This window comes from Nonomuraea sp. NPDC059023, from assembly GCF_042740095.1.
Classification (GTDB): domain Bacteria; phylum Actinomycetota; class Actinomycetes; order Streptosporangiales; family Streptosporangiaceae; genus Nonomuraea.
Window position 1 is genome coordinate 160,095 of record NZ_JBHYIO010000001.1, and the last position, 19,499, is coordinate 179,593.

General features: G+C 71.6%; 10 protein-coding genes. 5 read left to right on the top strand and 5 right to left on the bottom strand.

Features of this window, described 5'->3' with window-relative positions; all coding sequences use genetic code 11:
* The first annotated feature begins 1 nt into the window (after position 1).
* From ACFWYW_RS00780 to ACFWYW_RS00790, 3 genes are all read left to right on the top strand, one after another.
* Positions 2 to 169, top strand: a complete 168-nt coding sequence (locus tag ACFWYW_RS00780; protein WP_184966286.1) for an MbtH family NRPS accessory protein — start codon at positions 2 to 4, stop codon at positions 167 to 169.
* An 18-nt stretch (positions 170 to 187) separates the two neighbouring features.
* Positions 188 to 8,728, top strand: coding sequence for an amino acid adenylation domain-containing protein (locus ACFWYW_RS00785; protein WP_379608906.1), 8,541 nt, complete (start codon positions 188 to 190; stop codon positions 8,726 to 8,728).
* Between the two features lie 248 nt (positions 8,729 to 8,976).
* Positions 8,977 to 11,826 (top strand): BTAD domain-containing putative transcriptional regulator, encoded by a 2,850-nt coding sequence (locus tag ACFWYW_RS00790; RefSeq protein ID WP_379608907.1) that lies wholly within the window; start codon positions 8,977 to 8,979, stop codon positions 11,824 to 11,826.
* Between the two features lie 398 nt (positions 11,827 to 12,224).
* On the opposite strand, the gene ACFWYW_RS00795 is transcribed toward ACFWYW_RS00790, so the two are convergent.
* The 4 genes from ACFWYW_RS00795 to ACFWYW_RS00810 all read right to left on the bottom strand — a co-directional run bounded on the left by ACFWYW_RS00795 (position 12,225) and on the right by ACFWYW_RS00810 (position 16,506).
* Positions 12,225 to 12,827 (bottom strand): DUF6461 domain-containing protein, encoded by a 603-nt coding sequence (locus tag ACFWYW_RS00795; RefSeq protein ID WP_379608908.1) that lies wholly within the window; start codon positions 12,825 to 12,827, stop codon positions 12,225 to 12,227.
* 175 nt (positions 12,828 to 13,002) lie between these two features.
* Positions 13,003 to 13,611, bottom strand: a complete 609-nt coding sequence (locus ACFWYW_RS00800) for a cysteine hydrolase family protein (RefSeq protein WP_379608909.1) — start codon at positions 13,609 to 13,611, stop codon at positions 13,003 to 13,005.
* Between the two features lie 221 nt (positions 13,612 to 13,832).
* The gene (locus ACFWYW_RS00805; protein WP_379608910.1) at positions 13,833 to 14,816 is read right to left on the bottom strand and encodes a GlxA family transcriptional regulator; all 984 of its coding nucleotides are present in this window, start codon (positions 14,814 to 14,816) and stop codon (positions 13,833 to 13,835) included.
* A gap of 556 nt (positions 14,817 to 15,372) precedes the next feature.
* Positions 15,373 to 16,506: a serine hydrolase domain-containing protein gene (locus ACFWYW_RS00810; RefSeq protein ID WP_379608911.1), complete on the bottom strand. Its 1,134-nt coding sequence runs from the start codon at positions 16,504 to 16,506 to the stop codon at positions 15,373 to 15,375.
* A gap of 200 nt (positions 16,507 to 16,706) precedes the next feature.
* Between ACFWYW_RS00810 and ACFWYW_RS00815 the strand changes: the two genes are divergently transcribed.
* Positions 16,707 to 17,429 carry a helix-turn-helix domain-containing protein gene (locus tag ACFWYW_RS00815; RefSeq protein ID WP_379608912.1) on the top strand — a complete coding sequence of 241 codons (723 nt, stop codon included), beginning with the start codon at positions 16,707 to 16,709 and terminating at the stop codon, positions 17,427 to 17,429.
* Between the two features lie 342 nt (positions 17,430 to 17,771).
* Entirely contained in the window at positions 17,772 to 17,954 is a 183-nt protein-coding gene (locus ACFWYW_RS00820) for a hypothetical protein (RefSeq protein WP_379608913.1), read from the top strand.
* Between the two features lie 11 nt (positions 17,955 to 17,965).
* On the opposite strand, the gene ACFWYW_RS00825 is transcribed toward ACFWYW_RS00820, so the two are convergent.
* Positions 17,966 to 19,234, bottom strand: a complete 1,269-nt coding sequence (locus ACFWYW_RS00825) for a D-arabinono-1,4-lactone oxidase (RefSeq protein ID WP_379609346.1) — start codon at positions 19,232 to 19,234, stop codon at positions 17,966 to 17,968.
* Positions 19,235 to 19,499: the final 265 nt, after the last annotated feature.

The window sequence follows — 19,499 nt, forward strand, 5'->3', positions numbered from 1 at the left end:
CATGTACAAGGTCGTCGTCAACGACGAGGAGCAGTACTCCATCTGGCCCGCCGCCCGGGACGTCCCCGCCGGCTGGCACGAGGAGGGCACGAGCGGCACCGAGGAGGAGTGCACCGCCCACATCGAGCGAGTGTGGGTGGACATGCGCCCGCGCAGCCTGCGCACCTGAGTCCTTGAGGGAGCGACGATGAACATCGACAGCCTTTCGCCCGAGAAGCAAGCCCTGCTGCGCAGGCGCCTGCAGGGCCGGGCCGGGGGCGGCGACGGGGGCATCCCGCGCCGCCCGGCCGGTGCCGCGCCGCTCTCGCCGGTGCAGCACGCCATGTGGGTCACCAACCAGTTCTTGGACTCGAACGCGGTCTACACCGTCCCCCGGCTGCTGCGGATCCCGGGCGAACTGGATGTCGACGCCCTGCGCCGTGCCCTCGACGCCCTGGTGGAACGGCACGAGATCCTGCGCACCGCCTACCGGGGCACGCCGCCGCTGCAGGAGGTCGCCCCTCCCGGCCCCGCCGCCCTGCGCCTGACGGCCGCCGCCGATCGGGACGAGGCGCTCGCCCTTGCCCTCGCCGAGATCGCCACCCCCTTCGACCTGGCCGAAGGCCCGGTCTTCCGCGCGCTGCTCATCCGCGTCGCCGAGCCCGGCGAGCACCTGCTCGCGCTCACCACGCACCACGTCGCCTCCGACGGCTGGTCGTGCACGCTGATGGTCCGCGAACTCGACGAGCTGTACGGCGCCGCCGTGGCCGGCCGGACCCCGTCCCTGTCCCCGCTGCCCGTCCAGTACGCCGACTACGCCCACTGGCAGGCGCGCCGCGTCGCCGAGCGCGAACCCGCCCAGCTCGCCTACTGGCGCGCCGCGCTGGACGGCGTCCCGCAGGTCCTTGAGCTGCCCACCGACCGGCCCAGGCCGACGACCGAGTCGCACGCCGGCGACGCCGTCGACCTGGAACTCGCCCCCGAGCTGAGCGGCCGGGTACGCGCCCTGGCCGCCGACCACGGCGTCACCGTGTACACCGTGCTGCTGGCCTGCTATGCGATCGTCCTGAGGCACTACTGCGGCCAGCGCAGGTTCGCGATCGGCTCGGTGCTGTCGGGGCGCAACGCCGCCGAGACCGAGGCGCTGCTCGGCCTGTTCGCCAACGCGGTGGCGCTGCCCATGGACCTGTCGGGCGAACCGGCCTTCACGGAACTGCTGCGCCGTACGCACGAGGTGGTCCTGGGCGCCTTCGACCACCAGGACGTCACCTTCGACCAGGTGGTGGCGGCGGTGAAGGCCACCAGGTCGGCCGCGCGCAACCCCGTCTACCAGGTGCTCTACCAGTGCTTCGAGACCGGCGAGCGGGCCGGTGAGCTGCCCGCGCTGAAGGGCGAGCCGGTCGGCTTCGCCGACCCCACCGCCAAGGTGGACCTGACGCTGATCGCGGTCAACGGCGGCGCGGGCATCGAGCTGTCGCTGAACTACGCCACCGATCTGTTCACCGCCGACACCGCCCGGCGGCTGCTCGGCTACCTGGTGAACGTCGTCGAGCACGTGACCGCGCACCCCGGCGAGCCCGTCGCGAGCGCGGCCGTCCTGGGGGACACCGAGACGCACCTGCTCACCCGCACCTGGGCCGGGCCCGCCAGAGGGGAACCACCCACCGGGACGGTGGTGAGCCTCGTCCGGGCGCAGGCGGCGGCCTCGCCGGGGGCGACCGCCCTGGTGTGCGGTGAGCAGGTGTTCAGCTACCGCGAGCTGGACGCGGTCACCGACCGGCTGGCGCGCGGGCTGCTGGCCGAGGGCGTGCGGCCGGGGGACGTGGTCGGCCTGGCGCTGCCGCGGGGCGCGGAGCTGGTGCTGTCGGCGCTGGCCGTGATGAAGGCGGGCGCCGCCTATCTGGCGCTGGATCCCGCCTACCCGGCGGCGCGGCTGGCGTACATGCTGGAGGACGTCGACGCGGCGCTCGTGATCACCGGCGACCGCTTCGGCGAGCTGGGGGCGGACGAGGGGGAACTGCCCGAGCCCCGGCCGGGCGATCTGGCCTACGTGGTGTACACCTCGGGGTCGACCGGGCGGCCCAAGGGGACCGACGCCACCCACGCGGCCGTGGTGAACCTGCTGCACGGCGCGCGCGAGTATCTGGGCGCGAGCCCGGACGACCGGTGGCTGCTGCTCGCCTCGATGGGCTTCGACGCCTCGACGCTGGAGCTGTACCTGCCGCTGATCTCCGGGGCGCGCGTGGTCGTGGCGCCGGAGTCGGCGCGGGCCGACGGGGCCGAGCAGTGCCGGGTGATCCGCGAGCACGGCGTCACCCACGTGCAGGCCACCCCGTCGGGCTGGCGGCTGCTCATGGCCGGTGACGTCGGCACCTCGCTGCGGGTCGCGCTCTACACCGCCGAGCCCATGCCCGAGACCCTGGCCACCGAGATCAGGGCGCGGGCGAACCGGCTGGTCAACGGCTACGGGCCCACCGAGACCACCGTCCACACCACGTACGCCGACGTGCCGGCGGGCGCGCCGCCCTTCTGCATCGGCCGGCCGATCTCCGGCGCCGCCGTCTACCTGCTCGACGAGCAGTCGCGGCCGGTGCCGAGGGGCGCGCTCGGCGAGCTGTGCATCGGCGGGCGCGGCCTCGCGCTCGGCTACCACGGACGTCCCGGGCTGACCGCGCGACGGTTCGTGCCCGACCCGTTCGGTACGCCGGGCTCGCGCATGTACCGCACCGGCGACCGGGCCAGGTTCCTGCCCGACGGGCGGCTGGAACTGCAGGGCCGCATCGACAACCAGGTGAAGATCCGCGGCAACCGGGTCGAGCCGGGCGAGGTCGAGGCAGTGCTGCTGGCCCACCCCGGCGTCAGGCAGGCGGCGGTCGTGCCGGTCGAGGGGCCGGGCGGGCTGCGGCTGGCCGGGTACGTCGTGCCGTCCGGCGCGATCGAGGTGGCCGAGCTGCGACGGCACCTGGCCGGGGCGCTGCCCGGGTACATGGTGCCGGCGTCGCTGGCCGTACTGGAGGAGATTCCGCTCACCCCGAGTGGCAAGCTCGACCGCAGGCGGCTGCCCGCGCCGGAGGACGGCGGGCCGGCCGACGCCGAGCCCGCCACCGACGCCGAGCGGGCGCTCGCGCGGGTGTGGGCGGACGTGCTCGGCCGCGAGGCCGTCGGCGCCGGCGACAACTTCTTCGACATCGGCGGCGACTCCGTGCTGGCCATCTACGTCGTCGCCGGGGCCCGCGCGGCCGGGCTGGAGATCACCCCGCGCCAGGTGCTGTCCCGGCAGACGTTGCGGGAGCTGGCCGCCGTCGCGGTCCCCGCCGCCGCGCAGGAGGACGACGACGCCGCCGCGGAGAGCTACCCGCTGTCGCCGCTGCAGGCCGGGATGGTCTTCCACACGCTGTTCGAGCCCGAGAGCACCGACTACATCGTGCAGTTCGTCCACACCATCGACGGCGACCTGGACGTGCCCGCGCTGCGCCGCGCCTGGGAGCACGTCGTCGCGCGCCACCCCATCCTGCGCACCACGTTCGCGTGGGACGGACTGCCCGAACCCATGCAGATCGTCCACCCCTCAGCTCCGGTACGGCTGCGCGAACTCGACTGGACCGGCGTCCCCGCGCCGAAGGTCGCCGAGCGCCTGGCCGGGCACCTCGCCGAGGAGCGCGCCCGCGGCGTCGACCTGGAGAACGAGCCCCCACGCCGCTTCGACCTCATCAGGCTGGCCGACGGCACCCACCGGCTGATCTGGCACGGCCACCACGTCCTGCTGGACGGCTGGAGCGTCCGCCTGGTCCTCGACGAGGTCCGCGAGGTCTACCGGAGCCTGCGCGAGACGGGCGAACCGCCCGTGCTGCCCGAGCCGGTGCCGTTCAGGAAGTACATCGAGTGGGTGCGCGGCCACGACCCGGCCGCCGCCGCGGGCTACTGGCAGGCCATGCTCGCCGACGTCACCAGCCCCACCCCGCTGACGATCCTGCCGCCCGAGCGCGGCGACGGCCGCGGCGCGACCAGCCAGGACGTAGCGCTCCTGCACGAGCGGCTGCCCGCCGAGGTCACCCGGCGGCTGCGCGAACTGGCCCGCGAGCACCGCATCACGGTCAGCGCGATCGCCCACGCCGCCTGGGGCCTGCTGCTCAGCCGGTACGCCGGCACCCGCGACGTCGTCTTCGGCTCGACCGTCTCAGGGCGCTCCGGCGGGCTGCCCGGCGTCGAGCGGACCGTCGGGCTGCTGATCAACACACTGCCCGTGCGGGTACGCGTGCCCGAGCGGGCCACGGTCGCCGGCTGGCTGCGCGAGGTCCACGAGCAGCTCGTGGAGCACCGCGACCACGAGCACTGCGCGCTGGTCGAGGTGCAGCGGCAGTCGCGGGTGCCCGCCGGGCAGCGGCTTTTCCACACGATCCTCATGTTCGAGAACTTCCCCCACAAGGAGCGCGAGCCCGGCGGCCTGGAGATCGCCGCGGCCCAGACCTGGGAGCAGACCGGCTACCCGCTGGTGCTGAACGTCGGGCTCAACGACGAGCTGCGGCTGCGGCTGGACTACCAGCCCTCCCGGGTCACCGCGGACGGCGCCGGGCGGCTGCTCGCCCACTACCGGATGCTGCTCGAAGCGCTGGCCGCCCGGCCCGGCGCGGCCCTGGCCGAGCTAGCGCCGCTACCCGCCGAGGAGTGGCGGGCCGTGGTCGAGGAGTGCAACGACACCGCGGCGCCGTACCCTCGCGAGCGCTGTCTGCACGAGCTGTTCGAGGACAGCGCCGAGCGCGCGCCCGGCGCGGTCGCGGTCGTCTCCGGCGCGTCTTCCGTCACGTACGGCGAGCTGGACACGCGGGCCAACCGGCTCGCCCACCACCTTCGCGACCTGGGCGTCGGACCGGAGACGCTGGTCGGCATCTGCGTCGAGCGCGGCGTGGAGATGGCGGTGGCGGTGCTGGGCGTGCTCAAGGCCGGCGGCGCCTACGTGCCGCTCGACCCGGAGTACCCGGCGGAGCGGCTGGCGTTCATGCTGGCCGACACCGCGGCCCCGGTCGTGCTCACGCAGGAACGGCTGGCCGGGCGGCTGCCCGAGCACACCGGCCGGGTGGTCGTGCTCGACGGCGAGCACGACGCGGCGCGCATCGCCGCCCGCGACCCCGGCCGCCCCGGACGCGCGGCCCGTCCCGGCAACCTGTCGTACGTCATCTACACCTCCGGCTCGACCGGGCGGCCGAAGGGCACGCTCATCCGGCACCAGGGCATCGTCAACTACATCTGGTGGATGGTGCGCGGCTTCCCCCTCGACGACGGTGACAAGGTCCTGCAACTGGCCGGGCTGAGCTTCGACATCTCCGTCTACGAGATGTTCTGGCCCTGGGCCTCCGGGGCGGCGGTCATCCTGGCCAGGCCGGACGGCTACCGCGACCCGCACTACATCGTCCGGGTCATGACCGAGGAGAACGTCACCGCCGCGCACCTGGTCCCCTCGATGCTGCGGGCCATGCTGCCGCTCGTGGAGGACGGCGGGCTGCCGCTGCGCTGGTTGTTCGCCAGCGCCGAGGCGCTCACCACCGACGTGCTGCGCGAATGGGGCAAACGCTGCCCGGACACGCGCCTGCTCAACCTCTACGGCGCCACCGAGGTGTCCGTGGACTCCACCGTGTGGGTCTGCGACCCCGCCGCCGAGCGGGTCTCGGTGGGCGGGCCGATCGCCAACACCCGCGTGTACGTGCTCGATCCCGGCGGCGATCCGGTGCCCGTCGGGGTGGCCGGGGAGGCGTACCTGGCCGGGGACAGCGTGGGCCGCGGCTACCACGGCCGGCCAGGACTGACCGCCAGGCGCTTCGTGCCCGACCCGTTCGGCCCGCCGGGCGGACGGCTCTACCGCACCGGCGACCTGGTCCGCCGGCTGCCCGAGGGGACGCTGGAGTTCCTGGGGCGGCTCGACCACCAGGTGAAGGTCCGCGGCTTCCGGGTCGAGCTGGGCGAGGTCGAAGCGGTGATCGAGACGCACCCGCTGATCGGCCAGGCCGTCGTGGTCGCCCGCGAGGAGGAGGGCGCGCCCAAGCGCCTCGTGGCCTACGCGGTCGCCCGCGGCCGCACGCCGACCACCTCGGAACTGCGCGCGCACGTGCAGTCCCGGCTGCCCGACTACATGGTGCCGAGCGCCTTCGTCATGCTCGCCGAGATGCCGCTGAACCCGAACACGAAGGTCGACCGGCAGGCCCTGCCCGCGCCCGACGCCGTCCGCCCCGAACTGGCCTCGGCCTTCGTGGCCCCGCGCACCGAGGTGGAGAAGATCCTCGCCGAGGCGTGGAGCGAGGTCCTGGGCGTGCCCGACGTCGGCGTCCACGACAACTTCTTCGACCTCGGCGGCGACTCGATCCTGTCCATCCAGGTCATGGTCAAGGCCCGCCGCGCCGGTCTCGCGCTGACCCCGCGGCAGATGTTCGCCGACCCGACCATCGCGGAGCTCGCCCACGCCCTGGAGAGCGCGGACGTCCCCGCCACCGCCCACGCCGAGCAGGGCACGGTCACGGGCGCGGTCCCGCTCACCCCCATCCAGCGCTGGTTCACCGCGCTCGACTGGCCGCACGACCACTACCACCAGACGGTACGGCTGCGCTGGACCGAGACCCCCGACCCCGATCGGCTGCGGGCGGCGCTGACCCGGCTCACCGCCCACCACGACGCCCTGCGGCTGCGCCTGCGCAGGTCGCCGACCGGCTGGACCCAGCACCTCGCCGCGACCGAGGACGCCGACCTGCTCCACGCGGGCCCGCCCCTGAGCGGCGGCCTCGACCTGGAACACGGCCCGATCGTGCGCGCGCACCTGGACGGCCGCGAGCTGACCATCACCATCCACCACGTCGCCGTGGACATCGTCTCGTGGGGCATCCTGCTCGACGACCTGGCCACCGCCTACCAAGGGCTGGAGCTGCCCCAGAAGACCACCTCCTTCCGGCACTGGGCGGTGAAGCTGGCCGAGCACGCGGAGTCGGCCGGGTTCGCCACCGAGGCCGCGTACTGGCGGATGCCGCGCCCGCAGGCGGCGCCCTTCCCCGTGGACACCCCCGGCGGCGAGAACGTCGAGTCCTCCACCGTCACGGTGGTCCGCACCCTGGACGCCTCCTACACGCAGGCGCTGCTGCGCTCCGCGCACACCGCCCACCGCAGCTCCGTGCACGACCTGCTGGTGACCGCGCTGGCCCAGACGGCCGCCGACCACACCGGCAGTCCCGACGTCCACATCGACCTGGAGGGACACGGGCGCGAGCCGCTCTTCGACGACGTCGACCTGTCCAGGACGGTCGGCTGGTTCACCGCGCTGCACCCGCTGCACGTCCACCTGCCCGACGCCCTCGACACCGGCCGCTGCGTCAAGATCGTCCGCGAGCACCTGCACACCACGCCGCACCACGGCATCGGACACGGCCTGGCGGTCGAGCACGAGGCGGCGCCGATCAGCTTCAACTACCACGGCCAGGTACGCACCGCCGCGGAGACCGGGCTGTTCACCCGGATCAGGTCGGCCGCGGGCGGCGACCGCGCGCCCGCCGGGCGCCGGCCCCACCTCATCGAGATCAACGGAGCCGTCGTGGACGGCGTCTTCCAGGTCGCCTGGAACTACTCGGCCAACCTCCACCGCGAGGAGACCGTGGGCGCGCTGGCCGACCGCTTCCTCGACCGGCTGGTCGCGCTGCTCATCCCGGCCCAGGGGCACACGCCGCACGGACGCGCGTTCCTGGACCGCTTCTTCCCCGGCATCCCGGCCACGCGGCTGCGCCTGCGGCGCCACCGGGTGCCCGGCGCCGCCGTCGCGCTCGTCGCCGACGGCACGGTGGCCGAGGCGTGGGGCGAGGGTCTCGCCTCGGCCGCCACCGGAGCGCTGGTCAGGCCGGACACCGTCTTCCAGGCGGGCTCGGTGAGCAAGCACGTCACCGCGGTCGGCGTGCTCAAGCTGGCCCAGGACGGCATCGTCGACCTCGACGAGGACGTCAACCACTACCTGCGCGGCTGGCGGCTGCCGTCGGCCGGCGTGACGCTGCGCGGGCTGCTCGCGCACACCGCCGGGCTCACCCCGGACGAGTTCGGCGGGCCGGGCGCCCGGCTGCCGGACGATCCGGCGCCGAGCCTGCTCGACGTGCTGGACGGCCGGCCGCCCGCGGCCACCGCGCCGATCCGCGCCGAACTGGCGCCGGGAGAGCGGTACCGGTACTCGGGCAACCACTTCGTCGTCGTCGAGCAGGTGTTGTGCGACCTGACCGGCCGGCCGTTCCCCGAGCTGATGCGCGAGCTCGTCTTCGGCCCGCTCGGCATGCGCGACAGCGGCTACGGCACCGCCTTCGCCCGTTCGCTCGGCGAGCGCGCGGCGGTCGGGCACGACCAGGACGGCCGGCCGCTCGACGGCGGCTGGCGGGTCTACCCGAGCGCCACCGGCGGGCTGTGGACCAGCGCCGCCGACCTGGCCAGGGTGGCCGCGGAGATCCAGCGGGCGCACACGGGCACCGGCCGGCTGCTCGACCGGTGGGCCGCCGAGCAGTTGCTCACCCCGGGCGCCGGGGCCGCGTACGGGCTGGGGACCGTCGTCAGGGAGGTCGACGGGATCCGCTGGTTCGGGCACACCGGGGTGGCCGCCGGGTACCGCTGCTATTCGGGTATCGGCCTGGAATCGGGGGCCGGAGTGGTCCTGATGTCGAACGGAGAATCGGGAACGGACTTCGCCATCGACCTGCTCGTGGAACTCGACGCGGGATTCCACGCCTGGGCGGAACAGTAGTCAGACTTTGCCGGGTGCCACCTGCCGATTTCAGCGGGTGGCACCCGTGCTGTTATGAAGATTAACTCGTATGTTGGCATTTGTGCTGGCCGAAACCCTGCCCCCGAATCGGGGTTCTCCCCAACGTCATATTTCACGCATATAGTGACCTCTGCAGATCAACGGTAACTCGTTGTCAAGTGAGTAGGTGGGCGTTGATCCTCGAGTTTCGGGTGCTTGGGCCGCTCGAAGTATTCGCCGGAAGCAAGGTGAATATCGAGGGCCGCCGCCGCCAGATCGTGCTGGTGATGCTGTTACTCGAACCCGGCCGCGTGGTCACCACCGGCCGCCTCGTCGAGGCGCTCTACGGCGAGGAGCCCCCGAAGACCGCCGACGCCCAGGTCCAGATCTGCATCTCCCAGCTACGCGGCTGGTTCGGCAAGTACACCGACACCGAGGTCATCGTCACCCACTCCGCCGGATACCTCATCCGGGTCCCCGAAGACTGCCTCGACCTCACCCGCTTCCGCCGCCACGTCACCCGCGGCCGCGAGGCCGCACGCTCCCAGGACCTCGAAGGCGCGGTCAGCGAGTTCCGCTCCGGCCTGGCCCTGTGGCGGGGCGAGGCGCTGGAGGGCATCAACAGCCGCCGCGTCCAGGCCGCCGCCACCCGGCACAACGAGGAACGCTTCGTGGCGCTCCAGGAGTGCATCGACCTCGAACTGCGCCTGCAACGCCACCATGAGCTGCTCGGCGAGCTCAAGGAACTCGTCGCCGTCCACCCGCTGCGCGAAGAGCTGCACATGCAGCTCGCCCTCGCCCTCTACCGCGCCGACCGGCAGGTCGAGGCGCTCGAAGTGCTCAGGAACGTGCAGTACACGCTGGTCGAGGAGCACGGGCTCAGCCCCGGCGAGGAACTGCGCCAGCTCGAACAGGCCATCCTGTCGCAGGACCCCGCCCTGGCCGCCGCGCCCGTCACCGAACCGGCGAAGATCGTGCCGCACCAGCTGCCCGCCGGGCCGTCCAACTTCGTCGGCCGCGACGAGGTCATCGCCGACGTGCGCGACCACCTGGTCAACTCGCGGCAGTTGCACCGGGCCGCCGTGGTCATGGTCACCGGGCCCGGCGGGGTGGGCAAGACGGCGCTGGCCGTACACGCCGCACACAAAGCACGCGAGGCCTTCCCCGACGGACAGCTCTACGCCCACCTGCGCGACGCCGACGGCCACCCCGTCCCCGCCGAGCAGGTGCTCGAACGCCTGCTGCGCTCCCTCGGCGTCGCCCCCTCCGTGCTCCCGAGCGGCATCGTCGAGCTCGGCACCATGTACCGCAGCGTCATGGCCAACCGCCGGGTCCTCGTCGTGCTCGACGACGCCGCCAGCGCCCGCCAGATCCTGCCGCTGGTGCCCGCCGAGCCGCGCTGCGCCCTCCTGGTCACCAGCCGCCGCTCCGTCATCGGCCTGCACGGCGCCCACCATGTCGACCTCGACGTCTTCGACGAGTCCACCAGCCTCGAACTGCTCTCCCAGGTGATCGGCCAGGGCCGGGTCATGACCCAGCACGCCGCCGCCAGACGCCTGGCGGAAGCCTGCGGCCACCTGCCCCTCGGCCTCGGCATCGTCGCGGCCAAACTCTCCATGCGCCAGCACTGGCAGATCGACCAGATGGTACGCAGGCTCGCCGACGAACGCCGCCGCCTCGACGAGCTGATCCTCGGCGACGCCAGCGTCCGGGCGACCATCTCCATCTCCTGCCAGGAACTCGACCCGCCCGCCGCCCGGCTGGTGTTGCTGCTCGGGGCGCTGGACGAGGTCGACTTCGGCGGCTGGATCGCCGGACCACTCCTCGACATGGACCCCTACGCCGCCACCGACATCCTGGAGACCCTGGTCGAGGAACGCCTCGTCGACCTGGTCGTCCGGGACGACCAGCAGGTCCGGTACCGGCTGCACGACCTCACCAGGACCTACGTGCGTGAACTGCTGGCCAGGGAGATTCCGGCGCAGGAGCAGGAAGAAGCGCTGCACCGGCTGCTGCGGTGCTGGCTCCACCTGGCCGGCCGGGCCCACCGGCAGGCCTACGGCGGCGACTACACCATCCTGCACTCCGGCACCGAGCCGTGGACGCTGCCCGAAGAGCTGGTGGAGAGCCTGATCGCCGACCCGATCGAATGGTTCCAGATCGAGCTCACCAACCTCGTGTCCAGCGTGCACCAGGCCGCCCGGCTCGGGCTCCACGAGCTGTGCTGGGACCTGGCCGTCACCTCGGTCACGCTCTTCGAGACCCGCTCCTACCGGCAGGCCTGGCGAGAGACACACGAAGTGGCCTGGGGTGCGGTACGGCGGGCCGGCGACAAACGCGGCGAAGCCGTCGTCCGGTACTCGCTCAGCGGGCTGGAACTCGTCGAGCAGCGGCTGGCCGAGGCGCAGCAGAACCTCGAAGCCGCCCGCGCCTGGTTCGAGGCGAGCGGGGACGTGCACGGGCGGGGGCTGGTGTTGCGGCACCTGGCCTTCATCGAGCGCACCAAGGGGCAGTACACCGTCGCTCAGGAATGGTACGAGCAGGCGCTCGAAGACCTGCGGTCCGTGGGCGATCCGGTGGGGGAGGCGCATGTCCTGCGCAACATCGCCCAGATCCACCTGGAGTCGGGGCGGGCGGAGGAGGCGGAGCCGTACCTGCGGGAATCGCTGGCCATCTGCGTGCGTACCGGATCCAGCCGGATCGAGGCGCAGGTCCGGTTCCGGCTGGGTGAGGCGCTGCTCACGAGGGGGCGGCTGGAGGCGGCCGAGGAGTCGTTCGACGCCGCCCTACACACGGCGACCAGCATGAACGACTCCATCGGCGAGGCGTTCGCGCTGCTGGGCATCGGACGGGTGCGGCTGGCACAGGGCGACCTGACGGGGGCACGGCCGTTGCTGGGCGACGCCCTGATGGCGGCGTGCTTGGGCGGCAGCCAGCAGTGCGAGGGACAGTCGCTGCTGGCGTTGGCGGAACTGGCACTGGCCCGCGACGAGCCGGAGATGGCGACGGTCCGGTTGGAACGGGCGGAAGCCATCTTCACGGACAGCGAGGCAAAGGTATGGCGCGCCCGAGTGGACGAGCTCCGCAGCAAGTTCTAAGGGCAAGGTGCTCCGCTGCGCTTCACGCGTTCTGTTGGGGCCCACCCGTTGCCCGGCTAAGTGGTTGGGCAGTTGGACCCCACCCAGAACAAAGGTGCTCCGCTTCGCTCCGCGCGTTCTGTTGGGGCCCACCCGTTTGCCCGGCTGGGTGGTTGGGCGGTTGGACCCCGCCCGGGACAAAGGTGCTCCGCTTCGCTCCGCGCGTTTTCCGTCGGGCGGAGCCCGACTCCCCGCTTGCGCCAGGGCTCACCTCTGTGGTTGCCCGGGATAGCCGGGTCTCCTTGGGCGAACGGATCTGCCGTTTTAGCGGCGGTGCTTCACAGGACGACGATGTCGAGCCCGTAGATGCACATCCAGGACGGAGGGCCGGGGCGCTCCCGGCCCTCCGTCGGCACCGCTCAACCGCTACGCAAGGGATAACAGGTGTGGACGTCGGCAAGCCATGCCTCTGTGAGCTCGTGGCCCGTGATCCGGCCTGCCAGACGGAGCGCCGAGGTGAGGCTCACCTCGACGGTCACAGGGTCGGGCGTGGGGCCGGGCTCCTCCAACTGGAAGTGCAGTCCTTCCATCAGGTGGTCGAGAGCGTGCGGATCAGAACCGCCCTTCGGGTCCGGCCAGTCGACCGGGAAGGAGGTGACGATCTCGCCATCGACCGCCCACTCCAGGAGGCGATAGTTGTTGTATCCGCTCTTGATGCTGAACGCCCGCCTGCCGCCGCGCGACAGCGCCCGTAGATGGGAGTCGTCTGGAACGTCCCACTCCAGGAACGCCTGGACCCAGTTGCCTATACGGTCACCCCAGAGGCAGGGACCGGGAGTGGTGTCCACGAGTTGGGAGTATCGCGTCTGGTACGCGCTGTCGGCTTCTGCCCCGAGCTTGCGAGCGAACTCATCCAGCAGCAACCCTTCCGCCCACACCAAGTGAAACAGTACGGAGGGATCTTCTTCATGGACCTGGAGGTGCTCTTGTAGCAGATCGTAAAGATCCCGCAGCTTGGGCATGAGTCCTCCTTACCAGACATACTCCAAGGCGAGGTTCACGCCGATTTCGCCGCACTGAGCACACCCCTTAGGGCATGGGCCCCTGCGACCACTTCGCGCGGGCCCAACCAGGGACGCTTGAGACGGGCGGCACGTACCGCCGGAGGATCGGGCGGTGTCGCTTGGATGGGGGATGTCAGATCGGGAGGGCGTCGGCGTTGGGGACCACCACGCCGAACAGGTCGCCGATCGTGGACAGGGCGGCGGTGTGCAGGGTGGTGGCGGGCACCGCCGTGTTGTCCGGGGCGGGGAGTGGGCGGGTGGCGCAGGCGTCGGCGACGATGGTGGGGCGGTAGCCCAGGTTGAAGGCTCCCTGCGCGGTGAACGTGACGCACATGTGCGTCATGAAGCCCGCCAGGATGAGGTCGGGGCCCGCGTTCAGGCCGGTCAGGACCTGCTGGAGGTCGGTCTCGTGGAAGGCGTTGGGGAACGTCTTGACCACCACCGGCTCACCGTCGCGCGGTGCCACCAGCGGGTTGATGGCGCCGATCTCGGCCCGGATGTCGTAGGGGGTGTCGGGGCCGCCGTCGTTGATGATGTGGATGACCTTCGTGCCGGTGGCGCGAGCGCGTTCGAGCAGGCGGGCTCCTGCGGTGAGGGCCTGGTCGGCGGCGGTGAGGGCCATGACGCCGGTGGTGTAGGTGTTCTGGTAGTCGATCATGATCAGGGTCGCGTCGGTCAGGCGGGCCGGGTCGGTGGGCAGACCGGAGACCTCGCGGAGGGTGGGCGAAGCGGTGGTGCTCATCGTTGGGTTCCTTTCGGGTTGACTGGCAGGCTTGCGCCTCGGGATATCTGGGGGCCTCGGGATTTCGGGCAGGCTCGCGCCGGCAGAGGTGCGGGCTTGGGCCGGTACAGGTGAAGGCGTCGGTACGGGCGCGGGCTTGTGCCCGCACAGGTACGCGGCAAGGGCACAGGTACGCGGCAAGGGCGCAGGTACGCGGCGGGTGAGGTCGGTAGGTGGGTGGGTCAGGCGACGGTGCGGAAGCGGCGGCGGTAGGAGCCGGGGCCGGTGCCCAGGCGGCGGCGGAAGGCGCGGTGCAGGGTTTCCACTGAGCCGAAGCCGCTGTCGGCCGCCACCCGGGGCAAGGGCAGGTCGGTGGTTTCCAGGAGGCGCCGGGCCGCCTCCACGCGGGCGGCCTCGATGTAGGCGCCGGGTGTGGTGCCGGTACGTTGCCGGAACACGCGCGTGAACTGGCGCTGGCTCAACCCCATCCGGGCCGCCATTTCGACGGCGGTGAGTTCCTCGGCCAGGTGTTCGGCGATCCACAGGCGCAGGTCGTCGATGTCGCGGCGGCCGGTGGCGGCGTGGGCCATCGGGACGCTGAACTGGCTCTGACCGCCCTGCCGTTTGAGGTACATGACCAGTTCGCGGGCCACCGCCAGCGCGGTCTCCTCGCCGTGGTCGTCGGCGACGAGCGCGAGGGTCAGGTCCAGGCAGGCGCTGATGCCCGCGCCCGTCCACACCTGGCCGCTGGATCGTACGAAGATCGGGTCGGGGTCGATGGTGATGTCCGGGTGGTCGGCGGCCAGTTGTGCGGCGGTGGACCAGTGGGTGGTGGCCGTGAGGCCTTCCAGCAGTCCGGCCTCCGCCAGGATGTGCGCGCCTACGCACACCGATGCCACGCGGCGGGCGATGGGAGCGGTTCGCCGGACCCATGCCACTACTCCGGGGTCCGTCAGGGCCAGCGGGCCTTCGGGGGTGACGTCCACGGCGCCGGGTACCAGCAGGGTGTCCACCCGGTCGCCGACCTCGTCGAACGCCAGGTCGGCGACCAGCCTCACCCCTGCGGACGTGGTGACGTGCCCGCCTTGGGGTCCGGCCAGCAGCACCTCGTACAGGACGCGGCCGCTGACCCGGTTGGCCAGGGCGAACACCTCGGCCGGGCCGGTGACGTCGAGCAGGTCGACGTTCGGGAAGAGCGCGATCACAACGCGGTGTGCGGTGGACATGTCCTGATTGTCACCGAGTGTGCCGAGTGGCCGCAACGACAGTTATCTGTCACATACGGCCATCGCCCCGGGGAGGCCCTCCGCAAGCCCCACGGCCGAACGGCCATCGGGCCGGCAGCTCACGGAACAAGGCCGAGGGCACAGGAAGAGAGGGACGCCTGCGCGCCGGCGACACCGCCGGGGCTCCGCGCCCGGCTGCTCGCCGCCCATGCTCCAGATGATCACCGACCACGACGGGCCGTACGTCGATCGTCCTTGGTTCGCCCTGCCGGTCCCACACCTGGGAACCCGCACCGACCGTGACGCCGCCCACCTCATGTCTCCGCATGGCGTCGGCGCCAACCTGGCCATGCTCGACGGCTGCGAACTCGCCCTCGCGCTGGCCGGTCCCCCCACGGTCGCCGACGCCGTCGTCACCTACGAAAGACCGTGCTGCCCCGTGCGGCGGACACCGCCCGGACCCTCGAAAACGGCGCCGAGGCCCTGCTCGAGCGACACGACAGCAGCGAAATCGCGGAATTGGGCCCGCCCCGGCGCTGAATCGCCGGGAAACGTGTCACAGCCCCTTGCCGAACTCCGCCTTGACGAGGTCGAAGACGATGTCCCAGGTCTTCCATTCGGTGTTGGTGTGCAGGGAGAGCACGTGGTCGCCGTCGGGGGTGCCGACGGTGCAGATGTAGGAGCCCCACAGGCTGCCGCCGGCGCCACGCAGGACGAGGCCGTTGGTGATCTCCCGGTCGAATTCGAAGACGCCGAGGCCGTAGCGGGCATGCGGCATCCAGTAGCCGCCTTCGGTGGAAATGGTCGTCCACATCTTGCGGTGCTGCTCCTCGGGTAGCAGGCTGCCGGAGGCCAGGGCGCTGATGAGTCGGATCATGTCGCTGGTGGTGGAGACGACGTCGCCGGCCGACCAGCCGAGCGAGGTGTTGAACTCGGTGACGTCCAACGGCGGGGTGCCGGGCTCCTCCATCACCGTCTGCCAGTTTTCGGCGGTGATGGCGGCGGGGTCGGTGCCGTCCTTCATGAACAGCGAGGAGTAGGCGCGCGGGTGCGGGTCGGCGTAGCTCGACTCGTCCTGCCGTCGTACGTGGGTGTGGGTCAACGCGAGGGGCTGGATGACCGTACGGTCGACCTCGTCGGCGTAGCTGTTGCCGGTGACCTTCTCGATGATGGCGCCGGCGATGTAGAAGCCGCCGTTGGAGTACGTGAAGGCGGCGCCGGGTTCGAAGACGGGCGGCTGGGAGACGGCCAGCTTCAGCAGGTCCTCCTTGGCCCACTGGTCGAGGTGGTGCTGGGCGAAGCCGGAGCGGGTGGCGTAGCGGTGGGTGGCTTCGGGTGCCAGGCCGGTGGAGTACAGGCCGCTGCTGTTGCTGAGCAGGTGCCGGATGGTGATTTTGTTGCCGTCGTAGCCGTTGGTGAGGAGGCCGGGCAGGTGTTGTTCGACGGTGTCGTCGATGTTCAGCCGGCCTTCGGCCTCCAGCGTCAGTAGCGCGGCGGCGGTGAAGGCCTTGCCGGAGCTGCCGGTGTGCAGGTGTTCGCCGGGGACGCGGCGGGTGCCGGTGGTGAGGTCGGCGACTCCGGCGGTGCCGAACCAGGTCCGGTCGCCGTCGCGGATTTCGGCGACGATGCCGGGCACGCCGTGTTCGGTGACGGCGCGGTCGAGGGTGTTCTGGATCTCGGTGTGCGTCATGTCGTGTCCTTGCCTGATAAGTCTTCGCGACATCTCGAAAGTTACGTTGCATACACGAAATCGTCAATCACGATACTGCGAAACATGATGCAAAAATACAGTTCAAGTACTTAGAATCGTTGCATAGAAGCTGACAGTTAATGCAACTCGCGTTTGCACTACGCTAAGCTGAGTCCCGATCGCTTGAAGCAAGGAGCCCGATGCCCGGACAGAGGCTCACCCAGCAGGACCGCCGTCAGATCGCCGTGGGACTGCGTGACGGAATGACGTACGCCGCCATCGCCCGCGCCCTCGAACGGCCCACCTCGACCATCACCCGCGAGGTCATGCGCAACGGCGGCCCGAACGACTACCGCCCCGACCAGGCCCACCGGGCGAGCAGGCAGTCCCTGCGCCCCCAGGGCTCCGGCCGGTCGGCGTCGGCCAGGGCCGCCGACCTCGGTGCCCGCGATCCCCGGGTCGTGGAGCGGGTGTCCACGCACCTCACCGAACTGCTGATCCAGAGCGGGCTGCCGCAGATGATGGCCAGGGTGCTCGCCGCGCTGTTCACCACCGACGGAGGTAGCCTCACTTCGGCCGAACTCGTGCGACGCCTGGGCGTCAGCCCCGCCTCGATCTCCAAGGCGGTCGCCTACCTGGAGGAAATGGAGATCATCAAGCGCGAGCGCGACCCCCGCGGCCGAGCCGAGCGCTACGTCATGGACGACGACGTGTGGTACCAGGCCATGCTGGCCAGCGCCCGGATCAACACCCTGATCGCCGAGGCCTCGCGCAGCAGCGCCCAGGCGCTCGGCGTGGACACGCCCGCCGGAACCCGGCTGGACAAACTTGGCCAGTTCCTCTTCCTGGTCAGCGACGACCTGCGCAACTCGGCGGAACACTGGCGGCACATCTACGCGCCCGAGCCGCAGGATAGGCAATAGGCGCTGGCAATATGTTGCCAATAGGGTGCCAATAGGGTGCCGGATGAGAGCATGCGGCTTGGTGCGCGGCTACGTCCTGAGCACTGCGAACTCGACGCATGGCACGCATGACGCATGGCACGCATGGCATGGCACGCATGGCGCATGGCACGCATGGCAAGGCACAGCCGCTGTCGCCCGCCGCGCCGACCACTGGAACGGGCGCCCTGACCCGGTGACCGGGTTCACCCGCCTCAGCCGGGAGCCGGACACCAGGTGCTCGGCCGCCGGGCGCGATCGAGCGGACCGTGATGTTCGACGTGGAGCGGGCGCGCCTGGTGGTGGCGTCGGGGTGGGGCAGGTGTGCGTGGTGGTGGCGTCGGGGTGGGGCAGGTGTGCGTGGTGGTGGCGTCGGGGGTGGAGCGGGTGTGCGTGGTGGTGGCGTCGGGGGTGGAGCGGGTGCGCCTGGTGGTGGAGTCCGGGGCGGCGGGGCGTCTCGTCGTCTCGGTGGCCGTGCCGTACGAGCTGAAGGCTTTGCTGACGTGAAGGGCGCAGGGTCAGGCGGGGAAGAGGGCGTCCACATAGGAGTTGCGGAACTTGCCGGACGGGTCCAGGTCGCGGGCCAGCCGCCCGAACTCGGCCGCCCGCTCGTACATCGCGCTGATCTGCCGGGGTTTGGTCGTGGTGAGCTTGCCCCAGTGCGGGCGGGCGCCCAGCGGCATGAGCCGCTCCTCGACCTCGGCCAGTGCGGGCATGACCGCCGCAGCGTCGCGGATCCAGGTGAAGTGCAGGGTGACGGTGTCGCGGCCGTAGGCGGGGCTGAGCCAGAGGTCGTCGCCGCAGACGGTACGCACCTCCGAGACGTGTAGCACGGGCGCCACCAGCGGGCCGATCTCCCTGACCGCCTCGAAAGCCTTGGTCGCGGCCTCGCGGGGCAGGTAGTACTCCGACTGCAGTTCCTCGCCCGCGCCTGGCACGAACTCGGGGCGGAAGTGCGGCAGCCGTTCGTGCCACGGGCCCGGGACCCCGAGCTGTTCCGTGCAGGACTCGGGCGGCATGCCGGGCACCGGGTGCACCTGCCGCTCGGCGGCCCGGCCTCCCGCCCAGCCGCTTTCCGACCATCCGTCGCCGAGGCCGGAGCTCTCCTCGTCGAGGCGGTGCTTGAGCCATACCTCGGCCTTGCCGGCGCGCCAGTCGGTGAACGTGCTGACGCTGTAGGCCGCGCCGTACACCTCGTCGAAACGCGCGGACACCTCCTCAAGCGGCACGTCGAGCCGGACCCGCTGCGCCACGTCGAAGGCGGGCTCGATCTCCAGCGTCAGCCGGGTGACGACGCCGAGCGCGCCGAGCGCGACGACGGCGCCGGGGAAGACGCCGGGGTCGCGCTCGCGGCTCAGCTCGACCAGGTCGCCGTCAGGGCCGACGAGCTGCAGCGCGACGACGGCGGCGGCCAGGCAGCGGCGGCTGTCGCCGGAGCCGTGGGTGCCGGTCGCGCACGATCCGGCGACCGAGATGTGGGGGAGCGAGGCCATGTTGGCCAGCGCGAATCCGGCGCGATGCAGGTGCTCGGCGACCTCGGCGTAACGCAGTCCGGCGGCGACGGTGGCGGTCGAGCGGCCGGCGTCGATCTCCACCGTGGGCGGCAGGCCGTCGAGGCGGACCAGGTCGTGGCTGGTGTCGGCGACCAGGCTGAAGGAGTGGCCGCTGCCCAGGGCCCGTACGCGCGACCCCGCCGCCACCACGCGGCGCAGCTCGTCGAGGGATTCCGGCCGGTGCACCCGGGCCGCGCCGAAGGTGACGTTGCCCGCCCAGTTCGTGATCGGCATGTCGGCTCCTGGTCTGGCGTCGCTCGTCCACCGCGGGTGCGACGAGCGTGCGGGAGACGTGTCCTGGAAGCGCTCGCTCGGCCGCTGGATGGGCGGCAGAATACGGCACTCGTCGACGCGCGGCAGCACGTCGTAGGGAGCCCGCCTATCGAACGGCGAGTTCAGCTCGGGTGTGTGCGGCACTCCTGCGCGGAAACCTTCATGCTCCCAGATTGACATGAACATGCCGGGGGAGGCAATAAAGTGCCAAACATTGTGCCATTCT